Source organism: Vibrio rhodolitus (genome assembly GCF_003350325.1).
GTDB classification, from domain to species: Bacteria; Pseudomonadota; Gammaproteobacteria; order Enterobacterales; family Vibrionaceae; genus Vibrio; species Vibrio rhodolitus.
On the sequence record NZ_QLYZ01000031.1, the window covers coordinates 15,495 to 32,256 of the forward strand.

Consider the following 16,762-nt stretch of genomic DNA (forward strand, 5'->3'; position numbering starts at 1 on the left):
CATACTACCAGTCTGGCATTTCAGCTGTTTAGTTATATGTCAGGTGTGGTGCTGTGTATTTTGCTGCTGCAAACCGCGACTGAACAAGCGCTTATTCGCACCATGTTGGTGTTGCCTGAGCCAGTAAAGCAGCAAATGCGTGACTTGGCATCTCAAGCGAGTGTGCTGATCGAATCGGGAGATATGGATGAGCTTGCCGATTGGGAAAACGCGCAACCTTATTATCTTTTTGTCTTAGATAAAAGCAGTCAGCCGCTGACGCATCGCAACATGCATCCGCATTTCGAGTTTAAACTTAAATTTTTACGCGAGTTAGGCGCCAACCTCGGTGAACGAGTGGCAAAGCCGCTAATTGGTATTCCGCTTGCCAATAAAAACACACTGGTTATTCAACTGCCATCAGAGCTTCATCCTGCCCATCGTTTTATCAACTATTTAAACGGTAGTAAGATCATTATTGCCCTGACGATCCTAGTGTTGTTTTCTATCATTTTAGCGCGTAAGCTTCAGCAACCACTTAATCGACTGCGTGAAGCGAGCCACCGTCTTGCTCAAGGTGATTTTAAAGTCAGTGTTGTCTCTGAGCTGCAATCATCAACCTCTGAGTTTAATGAGTTGGCGCAAGACTTTGACGACATGAGTCGTCAAATTCACTCTCTAGCTGAAAAGCAAAAGCGCTTAATTCGCGACGTTTCCCATGAACTGCGTACGCCACTTGCTCGGCAAAATTTGGCGCTGCATTTGCTCAAACACAAAGTATCAGACAATAGCGTGCAGTTAGTTGAACGCCTTGAGCAAGAAGTCGAGGATATGGATGGCTTAATCGCCGAGATCCTCACATACAGTCAGTTAGAAAATGCGCGCTACGAGATTGAGCTAAAACCCGTTAGTTTGGAAAGTTATGCCGACTCACAAGTTGAGCAAAGTCGACTTGAACTAAAAGAGACACAAACCCTGAATTTCTGGTCGGCAGGTATGCCAACGCAAGTTTTGGCTGACGAAAGGCTAGTGGTTCGCTGCGTGCGCAACCTTATCACCAACTCGATCAAATATGCGGGGGAGGAGGCTATCATCGATGTGCTGTTTTACCCGGTTGAACATGCAAACAAACCGTATATGGCGCTGGTGGTGCAAGATAATGGTAAGGGTATTGCTGACAATCGTTTAAAGATGGTGTTTGAACCATTTGCTCGTTTGGAATCGTCGCGTGATAAAAAAGCAGGCGGCTACGGGTTAGGTTTAGCGATTGTGCAAGAATCAATGCAGCTTATGGGCGGTATGGTTAATGCGCGTAACCGTAAAGGTGGCGGCTTGCATATAGAGTTGTTGTTTAACTTAGCGTCGTAAAGACAAACCCAAATCTAATATTTCAGCGTACAAATGTGCGCTGAGTTGATTTTGAACTCAGAAACCTGCATGATGCACTTCGATGTTGCGTTATGTTGTGGTTTTAGAATTAGATGTTCAAATCGATTTTCAAAGCTTGTTTTAAGCTCAATAAATGGAAAGTCGTTTCCTATCCTCCAGCAGATATTAAGCGCTGCGTTATGATTGGTGCGCCGCACACCAGCAATTGGGATTTTGTCTATTCTATGGTGGCTTATGAATATATGGGCATCACTAACCCGCGTTTTACCATCAAAAAAGAGTGGCTTAGATTTCCATTCAATTTGATATTGTCGCCGTTGGGTGCGATTGCGATTGACCGTTCGGCAAAAAAGCCGGGTGAAAAGCGCCCAAGCATGGTTGATGAAATGGTGAACTTTATCGAACAATCCGATGAAATTACGGTCTTAGTTACTCCAGAAGCCACCCGTTCGCCAGTAAGACGCTGGAAAAAAGGCTTCTATCAAGTTGCATTACAAGCGGATGTGCCAATCTTGCTGGGCTATTTGGATTACCAAAAGCGTGAAGCTGGGATCGGTAAGGTGTTGTACCCAAGTGGCGATTTGGAAAAAGATCTGCGCGAGATCTATGATTTCTACAATCAGATTCATCCCAAACATCCAGAGCGTTTCTTAAAGCTCTAACTCACCGAGTTTCAATCCAATCACCTTGTTATTGTTACAAGAGCCTAGCTAGTACAACGTGCTAAAGACTGTCATAGTTAGGCTTTTTACAACACACCTGCGTGCTTTATGCCAAGCGTTTTTATTTTTGCTGATTGATCATTTGATGTTGAAAATCACGGACAAATAGGCGCGTGAATTTTACATTTGTTACGAATGCAAAGAATGTAAATTTCAATGCTAATGATATTGGTTATTACTTATATTTGCTTTTAATTTAAGGCACTCAAACAAGCTGGCTAGATGTCAGGTAAAAGACTAATCTACTCCGCATTTCTTAACGCAAGGGAGGGGAGTCTCCTTTAGTCGTTTGCAAATTTGATAAAATTCGCTAATATGCGCTCTTAATTGTTAATGATAATATTTATCAAATAGAACTTTGGGATTTATTGGAACCTCAATCTTAGCTAAGGCTTTGATTGTTAATCTAACTAACTACGATTATGAACCTACTTAAAACCAGTTTAGCTATTCTTATAGCTGCGGCGATGAGCCCAGCATCAGCGTCGAATCTCGATACTGCTCAATCGATTCAAAACAAAACCAACACAGCATCGGCGTCAAGCCAACTACGCATCAACAAAAGCAATGATGCGGCATTGTCACTGCAAGCAGAAATCGAGCAGCTACAAGAAGAAGTCAAAAACTTGGAAGTGTATCAGGCGCACCTGACGGCTTTGGTGGCAAACCAGAGTGAGGAAATGACTAGCATTGATGGTCAAATCCAAGAGATTAAGATCACTCGTCAAGGCGTGGTTCCCCTGATGTACCAAATGGTTGCAGGTCTGAAATCAATCGTAGAGCAAGATGCGCCAATCAAATTACAACAACGTCAAGAACGCATCTCAAAACTTGAGTCACTGATGACGCGTGCGGATGTGAGTGACGCTGAAAAATACCGTCGTATTCTAGAGGCTTACCAAATTGAAATGGATTACGGCACTAAGCTAGGTCTTTACCAAGGTCAGATTCAAGTTGCTGGTGAAGCGCGTGAAGCTGATATTTTGCATCTTGGCCGCGTGGCTCTGGTTGCTCGTAGCCTAAATGGTGCGAAATTCTGGTCTTGGGATAAACAAAACAATGCGTGGGTTGAAGTTGATAGTGCAATGAAGTCTGAGCTAGATAAAGCATACGGTGTAGCAGCGAAACAGACTGCACCAAGTTTGATCACCTTGCCGGTGTCTCTTATCGCGGAGGTGAAATAACATGAAAATGAAATTAATTGCATCGCTGCTTGCCGCTAGCACACTTTCTTTTTCGACTTTTGCCAGCACAGATTTTGTTGGTGAAGCACGCCAAGAGAACCAGCAACAAGCCAAGCACAACCAAGTGCGCGAGTCAGGTTTTAAAGCCACTGAGCAAGAGCTGAAGCAGCTAAAAGCGCAGCTCGTTGCCAAGCGAGACCGCTTACAAGCAAACAACGACAAACTGGCTGAGAAGTTTAGCCAAAACGAAGATACGCTAGCGCGTTTAGAAGAGCAACTGCGTCTAGAAACGGGCAGTTTAGGTGAAGTATTTGGTGTGGTACGCCAAAACGCGAAAGAGCTACAAAACGAGCTAAATTACTCAGTGACGGGGGCGGGTGCTCAGTCATACAACGCGCAAATTGATGACATTATTGCTGCAACCACTTTGCCTTCGATGCCTCAATTGACCGCGTTATGGCAGGCAATGGATGAGCAAATCCAAGCAAGTGATGACCTTGCCCAAACAACGGTCGATTTTATCGATGGTGAAGGCAAAAAGAGCCAAGTTGACGCGCTTCGTCTAGGGGCAATTGGTCTGGTTGGTGAGCAAGGTTATTTAGCTTGGAATGGCGCGCGCAATGAAGCGACTGCTTATATCAAACAGCCTGACAATGGTCCTACTACAGCGTCTTTGTCTGAAGTAGCACAAGGGCAAACGGCGAATGTGATTCTTGACCCATCACGCGGCGTAATGTTAGAGCAATTGGCGCTTACGCCAAGCTTGAAAGATCGCCTGCAAGCAGGTGGTGTAGTCGGTAACATCATTCTTGGTCTATTGGCTATCGGTGCAATCATTGCGCTAGTTCGCGGTGTTAGTTTGGCAATCGCGCGTCAAAAAATCCGTGCGCAATTGAAAAAACCAACCGAACCAGGGAACAACCCATTAGGTCGCATTCTTGCGGTTTACAATAAAGAGCAAAATCGCACAGTAGAAGCACTTGAACTGCGTTTACTAGAAGCGGTAGTGGATGAGCAAGCGAGCTTAGAGCGCGGTTTGTCGATGCTCAAACTGTTAGCAGCACTGGCGCCAATGCTTGGTCTACTGGGTACGGTTACTGGCATGATTGAGACATTCCAAGTGATCACTCAATTTGGTAACGGCGATCCAAAAGTGATGGCGGGTGGTATTTCAATGGCGCTAGTGACTACTGTACTTGGTCTTGTCGCGGCGATGCCTCTGTTACTTGCGCATAACGTATTAAGTTCGCAAGCTGAAAGTATTCGCAATATCCTTGAAAAACAAGGTATTGGCTTGGTGGCTGAGCAAGCAGAAAAAGCCACATTGGTTAAGAGCGACAAGCCACATGCAGTGGAGAGCGCTGCCTAATGTCTTCACTGTTTTCCCTATCATGGTTACCAAGCAGCCTACAGTCGAGTGACTGGCTGCTTGCGCTGCAAAGCTTTATGGAGCAGGGCGGTCAGGTACTTTGGTGGTTAGGTGCAGTGGTATTAGTGAGCTGGGTTTTGGTGGTTGAGAGAGTTATGTTTCTTTACTTCCAATACCCTAAGATGCGCTCTGAGTGGATCTCTCAGTGGCATGCCAGAACCGAGCAACACTCTTGGTATGCCTTGTCGATTCGCGATAGCTGGATCGCTCAAGCGCATATGGCGCTAAACCAAAACCTAAACATGATCAAAGTGCTGGTGGCTATTTGCCCAATGCTTGGCTTACTGGGTACGGTGACTGGCATGATTTCTGTTTTTGATGTCATGGCAAATCAAGGTAGCAGTAACCCTAAACTGATGGCGTCAGGTATTTCACTTGCCACTTTGCCAACTATGGCAGGGATGGTCGCCGCTTTGGCTGGTATGTTTGTTCACGCTCGATTAGCGAAAGCATGCCAACTTCGAGAAATTAAACTAGAAAAATCTTTAAGGAGTCAGCGATGAGACTCGGTAGACGCCAACATAAACAAGAAGAGGCGCAGATCGACCTTACTTCGATGCTTGATATTGTATTTATCATGCTGATCTTCTTTATCGTAACCAGCTCATTTGTACGCGAATCTGGGGTTGAGGTGAATCGCCCGCAAGCGTCAAACGTCGTAAGCCAAAAAGATGCCGGTATCTTTGTTGCCATCACTTCGGCAAATGATATCTACATTGATAAACGTGTAGTCGATGTAGAGCGCGTGCAAGCAACACTCGAGCACCTACTATTAGATAAGCCTGATGCATCACTAGTGATTCAAGCCGATGAGCATGCTTACAGTGGCACGGTAGTAAAAGTTATGGATGCCGCGAAAGGGGCTGGGGTCAAAAACATCGCTCTGGCAGCGGAGAAGAAATAGTGATCCGTCTTCTACTATCAATTCCCATTGCAGGGGCGATTGCTTTAGCGCTGTTCAGCTTTATGGCGTGGATGGTTGATAATGGTCATCGCCGCGCACCTGAACCAAGTGAAGCGGTTAGCTTTAACATGGTGATGATGGAAAACGAGCAGGAAGTTCAGCGCCGTCAGCGTAGTGTGCCTGAACAGCCTAAGCCGCCAGAAGTTCCAGAGCAAATGGAAGTGTCGCAAGCGCGCGCTGAAACGACAAGTGTATCGCCGATGTCGATGCAGCCAACGCTCGGACTTGATACTGCCATTGATGGGCTTGCGATTAGTGCGCCGACCTTTGGGGATTTTGGCGTAAACCAACAAGCAATGCCGCTTTATCGTGTTGAGCCGCGTTACCCAGCTAAAGCATTACGTCGTGGAGCTGAGGGCTTTGTGGTACTAAGATTTACCATCGATCCAACGGGGCGCCCGACAGACATTGAAGTAGTCGATGCTAATCCGAAACGCATGTTTGAGAAAGAAGCTGTACGCGCTTTGCGTAAGTGGAAGTATCAACCAAAAGTGGAAGATGGCAGTGCTCTATCGCAATTTGGTCAAACGGTTAGATTGGAGTTTAAGTTAGCAAAATGATTAAACGTACACTCTTGATCAGTTTACTCAGCTTAAGTGCTTTTAGCTCTGTTGCGGCAGAGCTCAGCCAGTACACCGCAGTGCGAGTACAAAAAGCCAATGAAATGGCGCAAGAAGAGCAATTTAAACAGGCGATCACGGCACTTAAAGCGATTGATACCTCACGTGCTTACGACCAAGCTTTCGTTGCGCGCATGCTGGGGGTTTTCTACTGGCAAGATGGTCAGGCAAAAAACGCGATCAAACAACTTCAGTACGCGGTTGATTCTAAGCAGCTACAAGATGAGCAGGCTTGGATAACGCAAAAAATGTTGGCGGATTTGCTACTTAGCGATCAGCAGTATAAAAAATCACTCGCGCATTACTATCATCTGACTAAGCAAGTTCCTGAAAAGCAGAAAGTTGATGAACTTTGGCTGCGTATCGCTCAGGCACACTACCAAGTGAGTGAGTGGCAACAGGTTGTTCCTGCTGTCGATAAATACCGCGCGATGCAAAACAAAGATGAGCTTCAGCCGCTTTCTCTCAAGCTAGGAGCACAACTGCAACTCAAGCGTTGGAAAGATGCAATTCCAACCTTAGAGCGCTTAATTGTATTGCAACCAGATAAGATTAACTGGTGGCGACAATTGGTTAGCTTACAAATGCAAGTGAATGATAATAAGAGCGCACTGAGCACCTTGGCGTTGGCAAAGCAGCAAGGGTTAGAACTCTCGCAGCAAGATCGCCGCTTACTTGCGCAGCTATATGCGCAGCGTGGTATTCCTGAACGTGCGGCAATCGAGATAAGTGAACTCGATGATGCAGGCTCAGATCTAAAGTTGATCGTCACGCAAGCCAGTTACTGGCAGCATGCTCGTGAATGGGATAAGGCGCTTACACAGTGGCAAATCGCCGCCAAGCACAATGCCAAATACCATTGGAATGTTGCACAGATCATGGTGCAAGAAGGTCAGTATCAAAAAGCGCTGGTTGTGCTTGATAAAGTCAAAGGACGCAGTGAAGACGTTGCTTTGGCAAAAACACGTGCGTACTACAAGCTAAACCAGTTAGAAGATGCGCTTATTCAAGCTAAGAAAGCTGACAATATTGAAAGCAGCAAGCAATCGAAAGGTTGGATTAAATACCTATCTCAATTGCGTAAAGTGAGCGAGCAGCGCGCCGGCTAAATTCAATGCATATACAAAGGGAGCCAAGTGGCTCCCTTTGTTTTAATACGACTATTTTTTACGCTTATTTGTTTCCCTGACAAACGTATTCTGCTCGCCAGAACAGACTGGCGTCTGTTTTGATACTGTTGAGTAAATCCTTGCCCGACATCTGAGGAAAGGCGTGTCTTACGCACGCATCCTCAAGTACTTCTGCCTTTGAATAGGCGCGCACGTGGGTAAAGGTGCTTGAAAGGTTCTTCGACAGCATATTCTTCGATAAACAAATACCATAAACATCCCGTTTCATGGTTATTCCCCTAAACGTTGTGCGTCTTATAGTCTTATTTTGGGACGCGATGAGTGGGCGACAGTGCTTCTCCAGCTACCTTTAATTATACGAAGAAGGTACTTGGTTTGCCTAAAAAACAACCACTAGTTCCTGTGGCAAAGATCAATTTATCGAACAAAATTTGTGCAATAAATTAATCTTTCTTATGGAGTGAGAAAGTATTAGCGTAGATGCTGACGTTTTTCCAACTGACGGAAAAACGTTGAGAGCCCAAAGCAGAGGGTGAAGTAGGCAAAACCCACAATTAGCCAGATCTCAAAAATGTAGCCGGATGAGTTAGCGATCTCGGTGCCAACGAAAGTCATCTCTTGAATAGAGATCAGCGACACAATCGAGGTATCTTTCACCAGCGAGATGGTTTGCCCAGCAAGGGCAGGGGTGATGTTCTTGAGAACTTGCGGCGCGATGACATAACGGTATTTTACCCAGCCAGACATACCTAATGAGTCAGCTGCTTCCCATTGCCCTTTATCAATGCTCTCCAGCCCTGAACGGACCACTTCGGCAACATAAGCCGAAGAAAGCAGCCCGACACATAGCACGCCAGAGAGCAGATTTTCCCAAAGATTGGCAGGACCAAAGAAGAACGCTTGCAGCGTATTGGTTTCACTTGGGTAGTTACGCAGCAGATCTTCTAAACCAAGTAACGGGATTAATTGGTTTGAGATGAAAAAGTAGAAAATAAACACGAACACCAAAGGCGGGATATTACGCACCAATTGGATAAACGCGTTAGCAGGTTTGTTTAGCCAAGCAGAATTAGAAAACTTAGCCAGCCCGAGCAGAGTACCGACCACAAGAGCAAAAGCAATGCCCCAGATACTCAAGCGGATGGTGGCAATAAAGCCTTGGAAGAAATAAGGCAAACTACCATCAGCGCGGGGAGTGAATAGAAGTGAAAGAGCCTCTTGCCAGTGCCAAATATAATTAACGCCAACCGACGAGCGGTAGTAGAGCCAAGCGCCAAAGGCGATACACGCGATAAGCAACGCAATATCTAAGCTGTTTAAGCGTAATCGCTTATTCGCTGGCGCTGGACTGTTTGTCACGCTTTGGGTGGAAGAGTGCTCTGTCACTTTTTTGTACCTAAAAACTATTCTCAAGAGAGATGTTTAATAAAACTCGGTTAATTTGCCACTACAAGCTAGGGTTATTGACCTTGTGCCACTTGGTTTTGCCAATCTAGCGTTGAGAACCAGTACTCGTAACGCTCTTTTAGCCAACCGTCTTGGGTACGTTTTTCAATCCATGCGTCAAAGAAGGCTTTCTTATCTGCTTCGTCGAGGCGAACTGCAAATGCTTCGTTACCCTGTGACAGACGCTCATCAAACGGAAGGAAGAGTTTGTCTGCGTGTTTGATCGACTCATGCTCAGGTTTCGGGCTTGAGGCGATAACTGCATGGGCATTGCCATTTAGCACTTCTTGAAACGCTTGTGACTCATCATCAAATTGAAGGATCTTCGCTTTAGGGAAAGTCTCACGTGCGATTTGTACCGTGTAAGCACCACGACGAGCAGCGATCTTGATACGGCGTGAATCAAAGTCTGAGAATTTAGTAAAGCCTTCCGCTAGCTCTTTGCTGGCCGCAACTTGCACGCCTGAGTGAGAGTATGGCGTTGAGAACAGCACGCTTTTTGAACGCTCTGGCGTAATCGACATACCGCCAATGATCACATCAAACTTTTTCGCCAGTAGCGCAGGGATGATGCCATCCCATGCTGTTGGGACAAACTCAACCTTCCAGCCGGAATCTGCGGCGAGTTGTTTTGCGACATCAATTTCAAAACCGATCAATTCGCCTTGCTTATCTCGCATTGCCCAAGGTACGAATGTTGACATCCCCACGCGTAGTGTACCGCGCTCGTTAATGGTATCGAGGTTTGGGGTGCTATCGGCGGCTTTTGCAAAGGACGGCAGTGCAAGCGCAAGTCCCAGTAGTGCCGTGATAGATGCTTTGAATAACTTCATGGTTATCTCCTTATAATTTGCGCCAACTGGCTCCTAATTTATGCTCTAGCCAAGCAGATAGAGCAGAAAGTGATAAGGTGAGTGCGAGGTAAATAGCAGCAACAGTGAACCAGATTTCAAATGGCATTGCGGTTTCTGACACTATGTTGCGCGCCTCAGTGGTTAAATCGAATATTGCCATCACACTGACAATGGAAGAGTTCTTGATCAAAGAGACCACTTCATTAGTCAGCGGCGGCAGCGTACGCTGAATCACTTGCGGCAAAATCACATCTTTATAAGCATACCAAGGTGAAAGCCCCAAGGTTTTTGCTGCCTCAAATTGCCCGCGAGGAATACTTTGTAAACCACCGCGTAGTATTTCCGCAGTGTAAGCGCCTTGGAAAAGAGAAAGCGCCAACACGGCAGTGCTAAATCTATCAAGTCCTATCACCGGCCCAAACACAAAGTAGAGTAGATAAATTTGCACCAAAAGTGGTGTGTTGCGAATGATCTCCACATAGCTGGTGGCAATAAAGCGACCGACGCGAGAGTTGCTCATTCTTAGCAGGGCGGTGACTAAGCCAAACAGTAAGGTAAACACTAGGCTAAGTGCTGATATTTTAATGGTGACGACTAAGCCTTCAATCAGTTCGGCTGGCCACCACTGCCCATCTTCATAAAAAGCGACAAAATCCGGCACGCGATGCCACTGCCACTGATAATCCATCGCTTTCGCGCCAGAGTCTAATAGCCAAACAATCGCGATGATCATCACCGCAATTTGCAATATGGCTTGTAGAACGGGCTTAATAATTCGATAAATCATCAATAGCTCAATATTTGTTGTAAAAATGCTTGGGTACGCTGGTGTTGAGGCGCATCAAATAAGCGGTTCGGCTCACCAATTTCGACAATCTCACCCTCATCCATGAACACCACACGATTAGCCACTTTTTTAGCAAAGCCCATTTCATGGGTGACACACACCATGGTCATCCCGGTTTTGGCGAGCTCGACCATGACATCAAGCACTTCATTGATCATCTCAGGATCAAGAGCAGAGGTTGGCTCATCAAACAGCAGGATATCAGGTTCCATACACAGAGAACGTGCGATAGCCACACGCTGCTGCTGCCCACCAGAAAGCTGAATGGGGTATTTGTGTGCTTGTTCGGCAATATTGACGCGCTCTAGGTATTTCATAGCGCGCTCTTCTGCTTCTTGCTTGGAGAGCTTGAGTGTACGCAGTGGCGCGAGGGTTAAGTTCTCCATTACCGTTAAGTGCGGGAATAGATGAAAATGCTGGAACACCATACCTACTTTACCAGGTTGGATTTGCTTACTGCCGACCTGATGCTCAAATACGCGTAGGGAACCTTGCTGAAATTGCTCAAGGTGATTGATGCAACGAATAAGTGTGGATTTACCGGAACCAGATGGTCCACATACGACGAGGATTTCTCCCGTCTTGACTGAAAGGTTAATGTTTTTAAGCGCGTGGAACTCACCGTACCACTTATTCAGCTCGTGAAACTCTATTATCGATTCTTTATCTTTCAAGGCTGCTTAGTATTGTTATTGTTTTGGATACAATAACAACTTATCGAATCGTTTGCACATGATTAACCAAAAGATGCGGAATAAGTGATGAATTTGTAACGCATTTGGCGTCTTTTTGAGCGTTTGTTGCACATCTTCGTTGTTCATCTTGGTTGTTACGCTGCTTGATAACTATACGAATCTTTAAGCAATGTGCTAACTAAGGCACAAAACACGCGTAACAAGCGCGCACTCGCTGTTAACTAGCTGTTAATCTAATGCTCAATATCGAGCCAGATTAAGGAAAGTGAATGAGTTGGAGTGGGATCAGTCTTCGCAGACGCATGCTAGTGATCATGACACTTTCTGGGCTAATTGAACTGCTTATTCTTGTTGCTGCAGGCTTTCTCTATATCAAACACTCTCAAGAACAAGAGATGGGGCTGAAAGCCATGGGCGTTGCTTCATTTCTTGCCCAGTCTCCCGAGGTGATAAGGATTGTTGAGCAAGGCGGGGTGTTTGATCAAAGTAAATATCGAGAGTTGAGCCAGCTGATTGGCGCAGCGTTTATCGTGATTGGCGATAAACAGGGCATTCGTTTAGTTCACCCAGTTGATGAGCGCATTGGCAAGCCGATGAAAGGGGGCGACAACATTCGCGCCTTGGATAAAGGCGAGTCTTATGTTTCGTTTGCGGTCGGCTCGCTTGGTCATTCCGTGCGTGGCAAAACCGCCATATTTGACTCCCAAGGCAATATTATCGGTGTGGTTTCAGTTGGATATTTGATTGATCGATTACAAGATAGGATAGAGCCCTACTTAGCTTATCTTCTCGCGATGACAGTGATGGTTTTAGCCGCCAACGCGATTATCTCAAGTTACGCTTCTCGCCGTTTTCAAAAGGCAATTTTGGGTTTTGAACCTGAAGAGATCGCGCGTCTTTATGTCGAGCTAGATGTGACACTAGAAACTCTTAAAGAGGGCATTATTGGCATCGACTCTTCTGGTCGGCTGCGGTCAATAAATAAAAGTGCCTGCCGCATTTTAGGCGTCGACAAACAAAAGTCACTTAATCGCCCACTGACCGAGATATTGCCCGACAGTGATTTAAAACAGCTTTTGGTTAGCCCAAGAGTAGATCACGATATTAACTTGTTTCTTAATGGGCAGCGTCTAATTGCCAACCGAAGTGCGATCGTGGTGGCAGGTGAAGTGGTTGGCGCGGTCTCAAGCTTTCGTTTACGTGATGAGCTGACAGAGCTTACCGAGCAGCTTTCTAAAACCAAAGAGTATGCTGAGATGCTGCGTTCACAAACGCATGAACATCGCAACAAACTCAGCACAATAAGCGGCATGATCCAACTTGGTGAGCTAGATGCGGTGCAGACGTTTATCGGTCAAGAAACGGCGCACTATCAGAGTTTGATGGAAAGCTTACGCGAGACGATTCACGAACCTTTAGTGGCTGGGTTGCTATTGGGTAAAACTGAGCGTGCTCGCGAATTGGCTTTGAGCTTGGAAGTAGAAGAGGGCTCACGCTTATTGCCACTGCCTGACAAAATCAATGCAGAAGATGTGGTGACGATTTTAGGCAACATGATCGACAATGCGTTTGATTCAGCCCGCAGCGCGATTGAGCAATCAATCGAGATTGATTTAATCAAACATAAAATCGACGTATCGATCACTGATTTTGGTAATGAAATCATACTTGAAGTGGTGGATAACGGTATCGGTTTACCTAAAGATTACGCATGCGAAGAGTTACTTGAAATTGGTGTTTCGAGCAAAGCACAACAAGGGCGAGGCTTTGGACTTTATCTTATTAAACAGCTGGTAACTCGCTACAATGGTCAAATTGAATTGGATAATAATCAAGATTCAGGGGCAAGAGTTACCGTGTATTTACCAAAGGAAGAAATGGAATGACTTCTGTTGTTGAAGTAATGATCATAGAAGATGATTTGAAAATCGCTCAACTTCATCAGCGTTATATCGAGCAACTTGATGGTTTTCAGGTTGTCGGCATGGCGACCACGCAAGCGGACGCCTTGATGCAGATTGATATTTTACAGCCACAACTGGTGATCTTAGATGTGTTTCTTCCCGACGGCAGTGGGTTAGACATCCTAACGTCAATCCGAAGTAGCAATCATAGCTGCGATGTAATCTTGGTCACGGCGGCGCGAGACGTCGACACCTTGCAACAAGCAATGCGTGGTGGCGTGGTCGATTATCTGCTCAAACCGGTTATTTTTACTCGGCTAGAAATGGCATTGAAAAAATACTTAGAGCAGAAATCTCAACTCAATAATGTTAGCGATCTTGACCAAGGTTTGGTGGACAAAATGCTGCAAACCAACAGCAATGATGCGCCAAAAGCGCGCTTGCCGAAGGGCATTGATAGCGTAACACTGGATAAGATACGTGCTTTGTTTACTCAAGCAATCAGCTTAACTGCAGAGGAGGCTGGGGTGCAAATTGGTGCAAGCCGCACAACCGCAAGGCGCTATTTAGAATATCTTATTAGTACTGGAGAGCTGATCGCCGATTTGCACTACGGAACAGTCGGGCGACCTGAGCGCAGCTATAAAAGGGCAGTTTTAGGGCGTTAAGTCGAATGTATTGGCAACGTAAGCCTTGTGAATAGCCCTTTGTGCAATCGCAATTTAAAGGTAATATTAATCAGTAACTCAGAAGCTTAAGGTGTGTATAGCGCAATGGAATACGTTGCAATTTTATTGGTTGTTTTTGTCGCATTTTATCTCTTTATTCATCAGCGTTATTTAAAACAAGATGCCTTAAAAGACAGTGCCTACAAAAAGAAAGGTCCGATACTCAATCAAAAAGAGTCGGCTTTTTATAATGCGTTGCTCTCTGCTGTTGGGCAGCAAGCGGTGGTTATGCCGAAAGTCACCATGAGCAAAGTTATCGCGCCTAAAGCAACCGACAAAAAGCAATGGTTTATCGCCAATAACCGTATTGCCAAGAGCTATTTCGATTTTGTTGTCTGTGACCCTCGTAACTTAGAGGCGCGAGTCGTGCTTGAGCTTGATGATGGAGCACCACTCAACAAAGGCAAAGTTGAACGCCAGAAATTGTTAATGCACGCATGCAAATCTGCGGGCATACCACTTATTGGTGCTACGGTGAAACACAGTTATCAAGTGGGTAAACTGCGCCGCTTACTTGCTGCGCATATTGATTTAATTGAAGCCGACAAAGAAGTGCGTTTTTGTAAACGTTGCGGCAGCCCTATGAACATCAAAACCGCATCACAGGGCGATTATAAAGGGCGTCGCTTCTTTACCTGTAGCCGCCAGCCTCAGTGTAATTACACCGAGAACTACAATGTGGTGTTTGACGAAGAGTAGCCACAATACGAGGCGAACTAACATCTGCGTATAACAGCTTAGTTCGTCACTCTTGTGCTATTTGGTTATACTCATTGAATCGAGTCTTTCCTCATATTAGCTCTCTCCGTTTAGCTTTGTTATCTCTCAAAAGACCGAAGCTCACCATTTTAAGTTAGTTATTTCGAACTTATAAACCACCGAACCAATCCCAAAAATTGATCAATATTGACCCCATTTTCACCTCAACAACGTATTAACCACTAAATCGAGAACAAAGCCCTTAAATCAGAACAGGAATTCTTAGTATGAATTTAGAACTTGAGTTAATGGAAGGTGGTAACTATCTCGCGGTAGAGGTAGATGGCGAGTCACGACGAGTTCTGCGCGCGCAGGATGATTCATTCATTAAATTTCAAAGCCTAGCGCAAGCAAAAGCGTCACTGGTGGAAAGAAACTACGCATCGATTGGGGTAGTACAACGCAATCTATATGATGAAATGTGTGGCGAAAGTGTCGTAACGGAGATCAATACCACACCACTCGATTGGTCATAAGAAAGGGCTCAGAGACATTCATATTGAGAGCCAAGTAAAGGGCTCTCAACCATCAAACAATCTCTTCTCTAACTGCACAAGCAAAAAGCTGTGCTCATATACAGTTATAATTGAAATGCCAATTATCGACGTAAATATAAGTGTATTAGTAAGCCAAACGTTCTCGTTTTCGTTCTAGATAAACTTCGTAACTCTATGAAATAAATGAGATCTTATCCAAGCTCGGTTTCTTTATGAGATCTCTATAAATCCCTATTCTCGTTTTGCACCTAAGGCTAATCTCACAAATGAAACCATACGCCTGTGCAACTTGTTGATTTTACGTAATGACTTTCCTTAGAATACTGGCAAGTAAGGTGTTGGCTGGGGGATATTAATGAGAATTCAGCCTAATACACTGTTAGCTTCTAATTTGGGAAAGGTTGTTAGGTTTGAGATCAAATTTTAAATGGGCAATTGCCTACTTAATTAGCGTAATCGCTTTTAGTTTTATTTATTTGGGATATTGGATATACAAACCAGATAGTTTCATCATCAATCAAGACTTGAATGTCCAACCCTTTACTGAGATTAATCAGTTCTTGTGGGGTGAAAGTGATACATATGAAGTTGGTTCTTTTACTAGCCTAAGTGACCTTAAGGACTCTTACGACGCAGACTATAAGAAAATTAAAACTGTATTAATCGAACTAGACAAACTTAATATAGCGAAGAAAGAGCTTGCCGAGACTTCAAAAATAGTATCGCAGAAGCAATCTGAAGAAATAGATTATAATTTCGCCCAATATGAAAAGAGGAAGTTAGAACCTTTCCTAATTGCTGAGCGTAATATTGCGAAAAAGATTCTTTCACTTGAAGAGGCATTACCAAAAAAAATCGAAAGTCAAGCTGACGTAGACAAAGTAAAAGAATTGGGTAATGCAAAAGTAGAGCTAGCAAATGCTAAAGTTCAAACTGCCCACCAAGCTGTAGAAAACTCATATGCTGTTTTAGACAAAACGCTATCGTTTACTAATAGAGAAACTATAGAAGATCTTAATCGAATCTATGAATTAGAGAGAGAACATTATAAAGAGTGGCATCGGTTAGAAAATGCTCGAGGAGAGCTTAGGATAAAAGCTATAGATAAAATCAGAGAGCATCGGCGTTTAATTACTGAAAAAGTAAATTGGTTTGATTTTTGGTTCTATAGTGTCGGCATATCTACTACAACAACATTTGGCGATTTGGTACCTAATGATAGAGTAGTAAAAAGTTTGGTTAGTTTACAGCTTTTAGTTTGTATATTCATACTAGGTGGGTTTGTAAACGCGGTACTTAAAAGCTAACAAAGCATTTAAGAGTGATTCGCAACGCTTGGCAGTTTCGCTTCGCTCAAGTATAGCCAAGCGTCGCTCACACCTTAATGCGGCGCTGGCGGATCCCCTCATAATTCTCCCAGTCCACAGGCATGTGTCAGCCGTTGGTATTCCACTATCGCCCAGTGATATTGTGATTCACTTATTCGGTACCTTCGATGGCAACGAACTTCTTTACCAAGCCTTGGGATCGAGAGTACGCGTCGGTGCTTAATGGTGTTCGCTTGAAAGTCATAATGCCATTTCGCTTGTATAGCGATTAAGCCATTCCACCACAT

General features: G+C 44.7%; 18 protein-coding genes and 1 pseudogene. 13 read left to right on the forward strand and 6 right to left on the reverse strand.

Features of this window, described 5'->3' with window-relative positions:
* Positions 1 to 36: 36 nt before the first annotated feature.
* From DPF93_RS20070 to DPF93_RS20105, 8 genes are all read left to right on the forward strand, one after another.
* Positions 37 to 1,347: a sensor histidine kinase gene (locus tag DPF93_RS20070; RefSeq protein WP_114767827.1), complete on the forward strand. Its 1,311-nt coding sequence runs from the start codon at positions 37 to 39 to the stop codon at positions 1,345 to 1,347.
* A gap of 113 nt (positions 1,348 to 1,460) precedes the next feature.
* Positions 1,461 to 2,030, forward strand: coding sequence for a 1-acyl-sn-glycerol-3-phosphate acyltransferase (locus DPF93_RS20075; RefSeq protein WP_114767809.1), 570 nt, complete (start codon positions 1,461 to 1,463; stop codon positions 2,028 to 2,030).
* Positions 2,031 to 2,512: 482 nt separating this feature from the next.
* Entirely contained in the window at positions 2,513 to 3,274 is a 762-nt protein-coding gene (locus tag DPF93_RS20080) for a DUF3450 domain-containing protein (protein WP_114767810.1), read from the forward strand.
* Position 3,275: 1 nt separating this feature from the next.
* A complete protein-coding gene (locus DPF93_RS20085; protein WP_114767811.1) occupies positions 3,276 to 4,643 on the forward strand; it encodes a MotA/TolQ/ExbB proton channel family protein in 1,368 nt (455 codons plus the stop codon).
* Positions 4,643 to 5,206, forward strand: a complete 564-nt coding sequence (locus DPF93_RS20090; protein ID WP_114767812.1) for a MotA/TolQ/ExbB proton channel family protein — start codon at positions 4,643 to 4,645, stop codon at positions 5,204 to 5,206. Before DPF93_RS20085 ends, DPF93_RS20090 begins: the two co-directional genes overlap by 1 nt.
* Positions 5,203 to 5,607, forward strand: a complete 405-nt coding sequence (locus DPF93_RS20095; protein ID WP_005599193.1) for an ExbD/TolR family protein — start codon at positions 5,203 to 5,205, stop codon at positions 5,605 to 5,607. The genes DPF93_RS20090 and DPF93_RS20095 overlap by 4 nt, the downstream gene beginning before the upstream one ends.
* Positions 5,607 to 6,227, forward strand: coding sequence for an energy transducer TonB (locus DPF93_RS20100; RefSeq protein ID WP_114767813.1), 621 nt, complete (start codon positions 5,607 to 5,609; stop codon positions 6,225 to 6,227). The genes DPF93_RS20095 and DPF93_RS20100 overlap by 1 nt, the downstream gene beginning before the upstream one ends.
* On the forward strand, positions 6,224 to 7,396 hold the full coding sequence (locus DPF93_RS20105; protein WP_114767814.1) for a tetratricopeptide repeat protein: 1,173 nt from the start codon (positions 6,224 to 6,226) through the stop codon (positions 7,394 to 7,396). Before DPF93_RS20100 ends, DPF93_RS20105 begins: the two co-directional genes overlap by 4 nt.
* A 64-nt stretch (positions 7,397 to 7,460) precedes the next feature.
* Here DPF93_RS20105 and DPF93_RS20110 read toward each other — a convergent pair whose 3' ends face one another.
* The 5 genes from DPF93_RS20110 to DPF93_RS20130 all read right to left on the reverse strand — a co-directional run bounded on the left by DPF93_RS20110 (position 7,461) and on the right by DPF93_RS20130 (position 11,238).
* Positions 7,461 to 7,685: a hypothetical protein gene (locus DPF93_RS20110; protein WP_114767815.1), complete on the reverse strand. Its 225-nt coding sequence runs from the start codon at positions 7,683 to 7,685 to the stop codon at positions 7,461 to 7,463.
* 203 nt (positions 7,686 to 7,888) lie between these two features.
* Positions 7,889 to 8,776, reverse strand: a complete 888-nt coding sequence (locus DPF93_RS20115) for an amino acid ABC transporter permease (protein WP_244204760.1) — start codon at positions 8,774 to 8,776, stop codon at positions 7,889 to 7,891.
* 101 nt (positions 8,777 to 8,877) lie between these two features.
* On the reverse strand, positions 8,878 to 9,696 hold the full coding sequence (locus tag DPF93_RS20120) for a transporter substrate-binding domain-containing protein (RefSeq protein ID WP_114767817.1): 819 nt from the start codon (positions 9,694 to 9,696) through the stop codon (positions 8,878 to 8,880).
* Between the two features lie 10 nt (positions 9,697 to 9,706).
* The gene (locus DPF93_RS20125; RefSeq protein WP_114767818.1) at positions 9,707 to 10,504 is read right to left on the reverse strand and encodes an amino acid ABC transporter permease; all 798 of its coding nucleotides are present in this window, start codon (positions 10,502 to 10,504) and stop codon (positions 9,707 to 9,709) included.
* Positions 10,504 to 11,238 carry an amino acid ABC transporter ATP-binding protein gene (locus DPF93_RS20130; RefSeq protein WP_114767819.1) on the reverse strand — a complete coding sequence of 245 codons (735 nt, stop codon included), beginning with the start codon at positions 11,236 to 11,238 and terminating at the stop codon, positions 10,504 to 10,506. The genes DPF93_RS20125 and DPF93_RS20130 overlap by 1 nt, the downstream gene beginning before the upstream one ends.
* A 290-nt stretch (positions 11,239 to 11,528) precedes the next feature.
* On the opposite strand from DPF93_RS20130, the gene DPF93_RS20135 reads away from it, so the two are divergent.
* The 5 genes from DPF93_RS20135 (at position 11,529) to DPF93_RS20155 (ending at position 16,454) form a co-directional block, all read left to right on the forward strand.
* Positions 11,529 to 13,145, forward strand: a complete 1,617-nt coding sequence (locus DPF93_RS20135; RefSeq protein WP_114767820.1) for an ATP-binding protein — start codon at positions 11,529 to 11,531, stop codon at positions 13,143 to 13,145.
* Positions 13,142 to 13,831, forward strand: a complete 690-nt coding sequence (locus DPF93_RS20140) for a response regulator (protein ID WP_114767821.1) — start codon at positions 13,142 to 13,144, stop codon at positions 13,829 to 13,831. Before DPF93_RS20135 ends, DPF93_RS20140 begins: the two co-directional genes overlap by 4 nt.
* 105 nt (positions 13,832 to 13,936) lie before the next feature.
* Positions 13,937 to 14,590 carry a DUF2726 domain-containing protein gene (locus tag DPF93_RS20145; RefSeq protein WP_114767822.1) on the forward strand — a complete coding sequence of 218 codons (654 nt, stop codon included), beginning with the start codon at positions 13,937 to 13,939 and terminating at the stop codon, positions 14,588 to 14,590.
* 287 nt (positions 14,591 to 14,877) lie between these two features.
* Complete coding sequence (locus DPF93_RS20150; RefSeq protein WP_114767823.1) at positions 14,878 to 15,126, forward strand: DUF6482 family protein; 249 nt, start codon at positions 14,878 to 14,880, stop codon at positions 15,124 to 15,126.
* 431 nt (positions 15,127 to 15,557) lie between these two features.
* On the forward strand, positions 15,558 to 16,454 hold the full coding sequence (locus DPF93_RS20155; RefSeq protein ID WP_164675406.1) for an ion channel: 897 nt from the start codon (positions 15,558 to 15,560) through the stop codon (positions 16,452 to 16,454).
* Between the two features lie 98 nt (positions 16,455 to 16,552).
* Here the strand turns inward: DPF93_RS20155 and DPF93_RS21395 are convergent.
* Positions 16,553 to 16,762: pseudogene (locus tag DPF93_RS21395) on the reverse strand (IS4 family transposase); the annotation flags it as partial.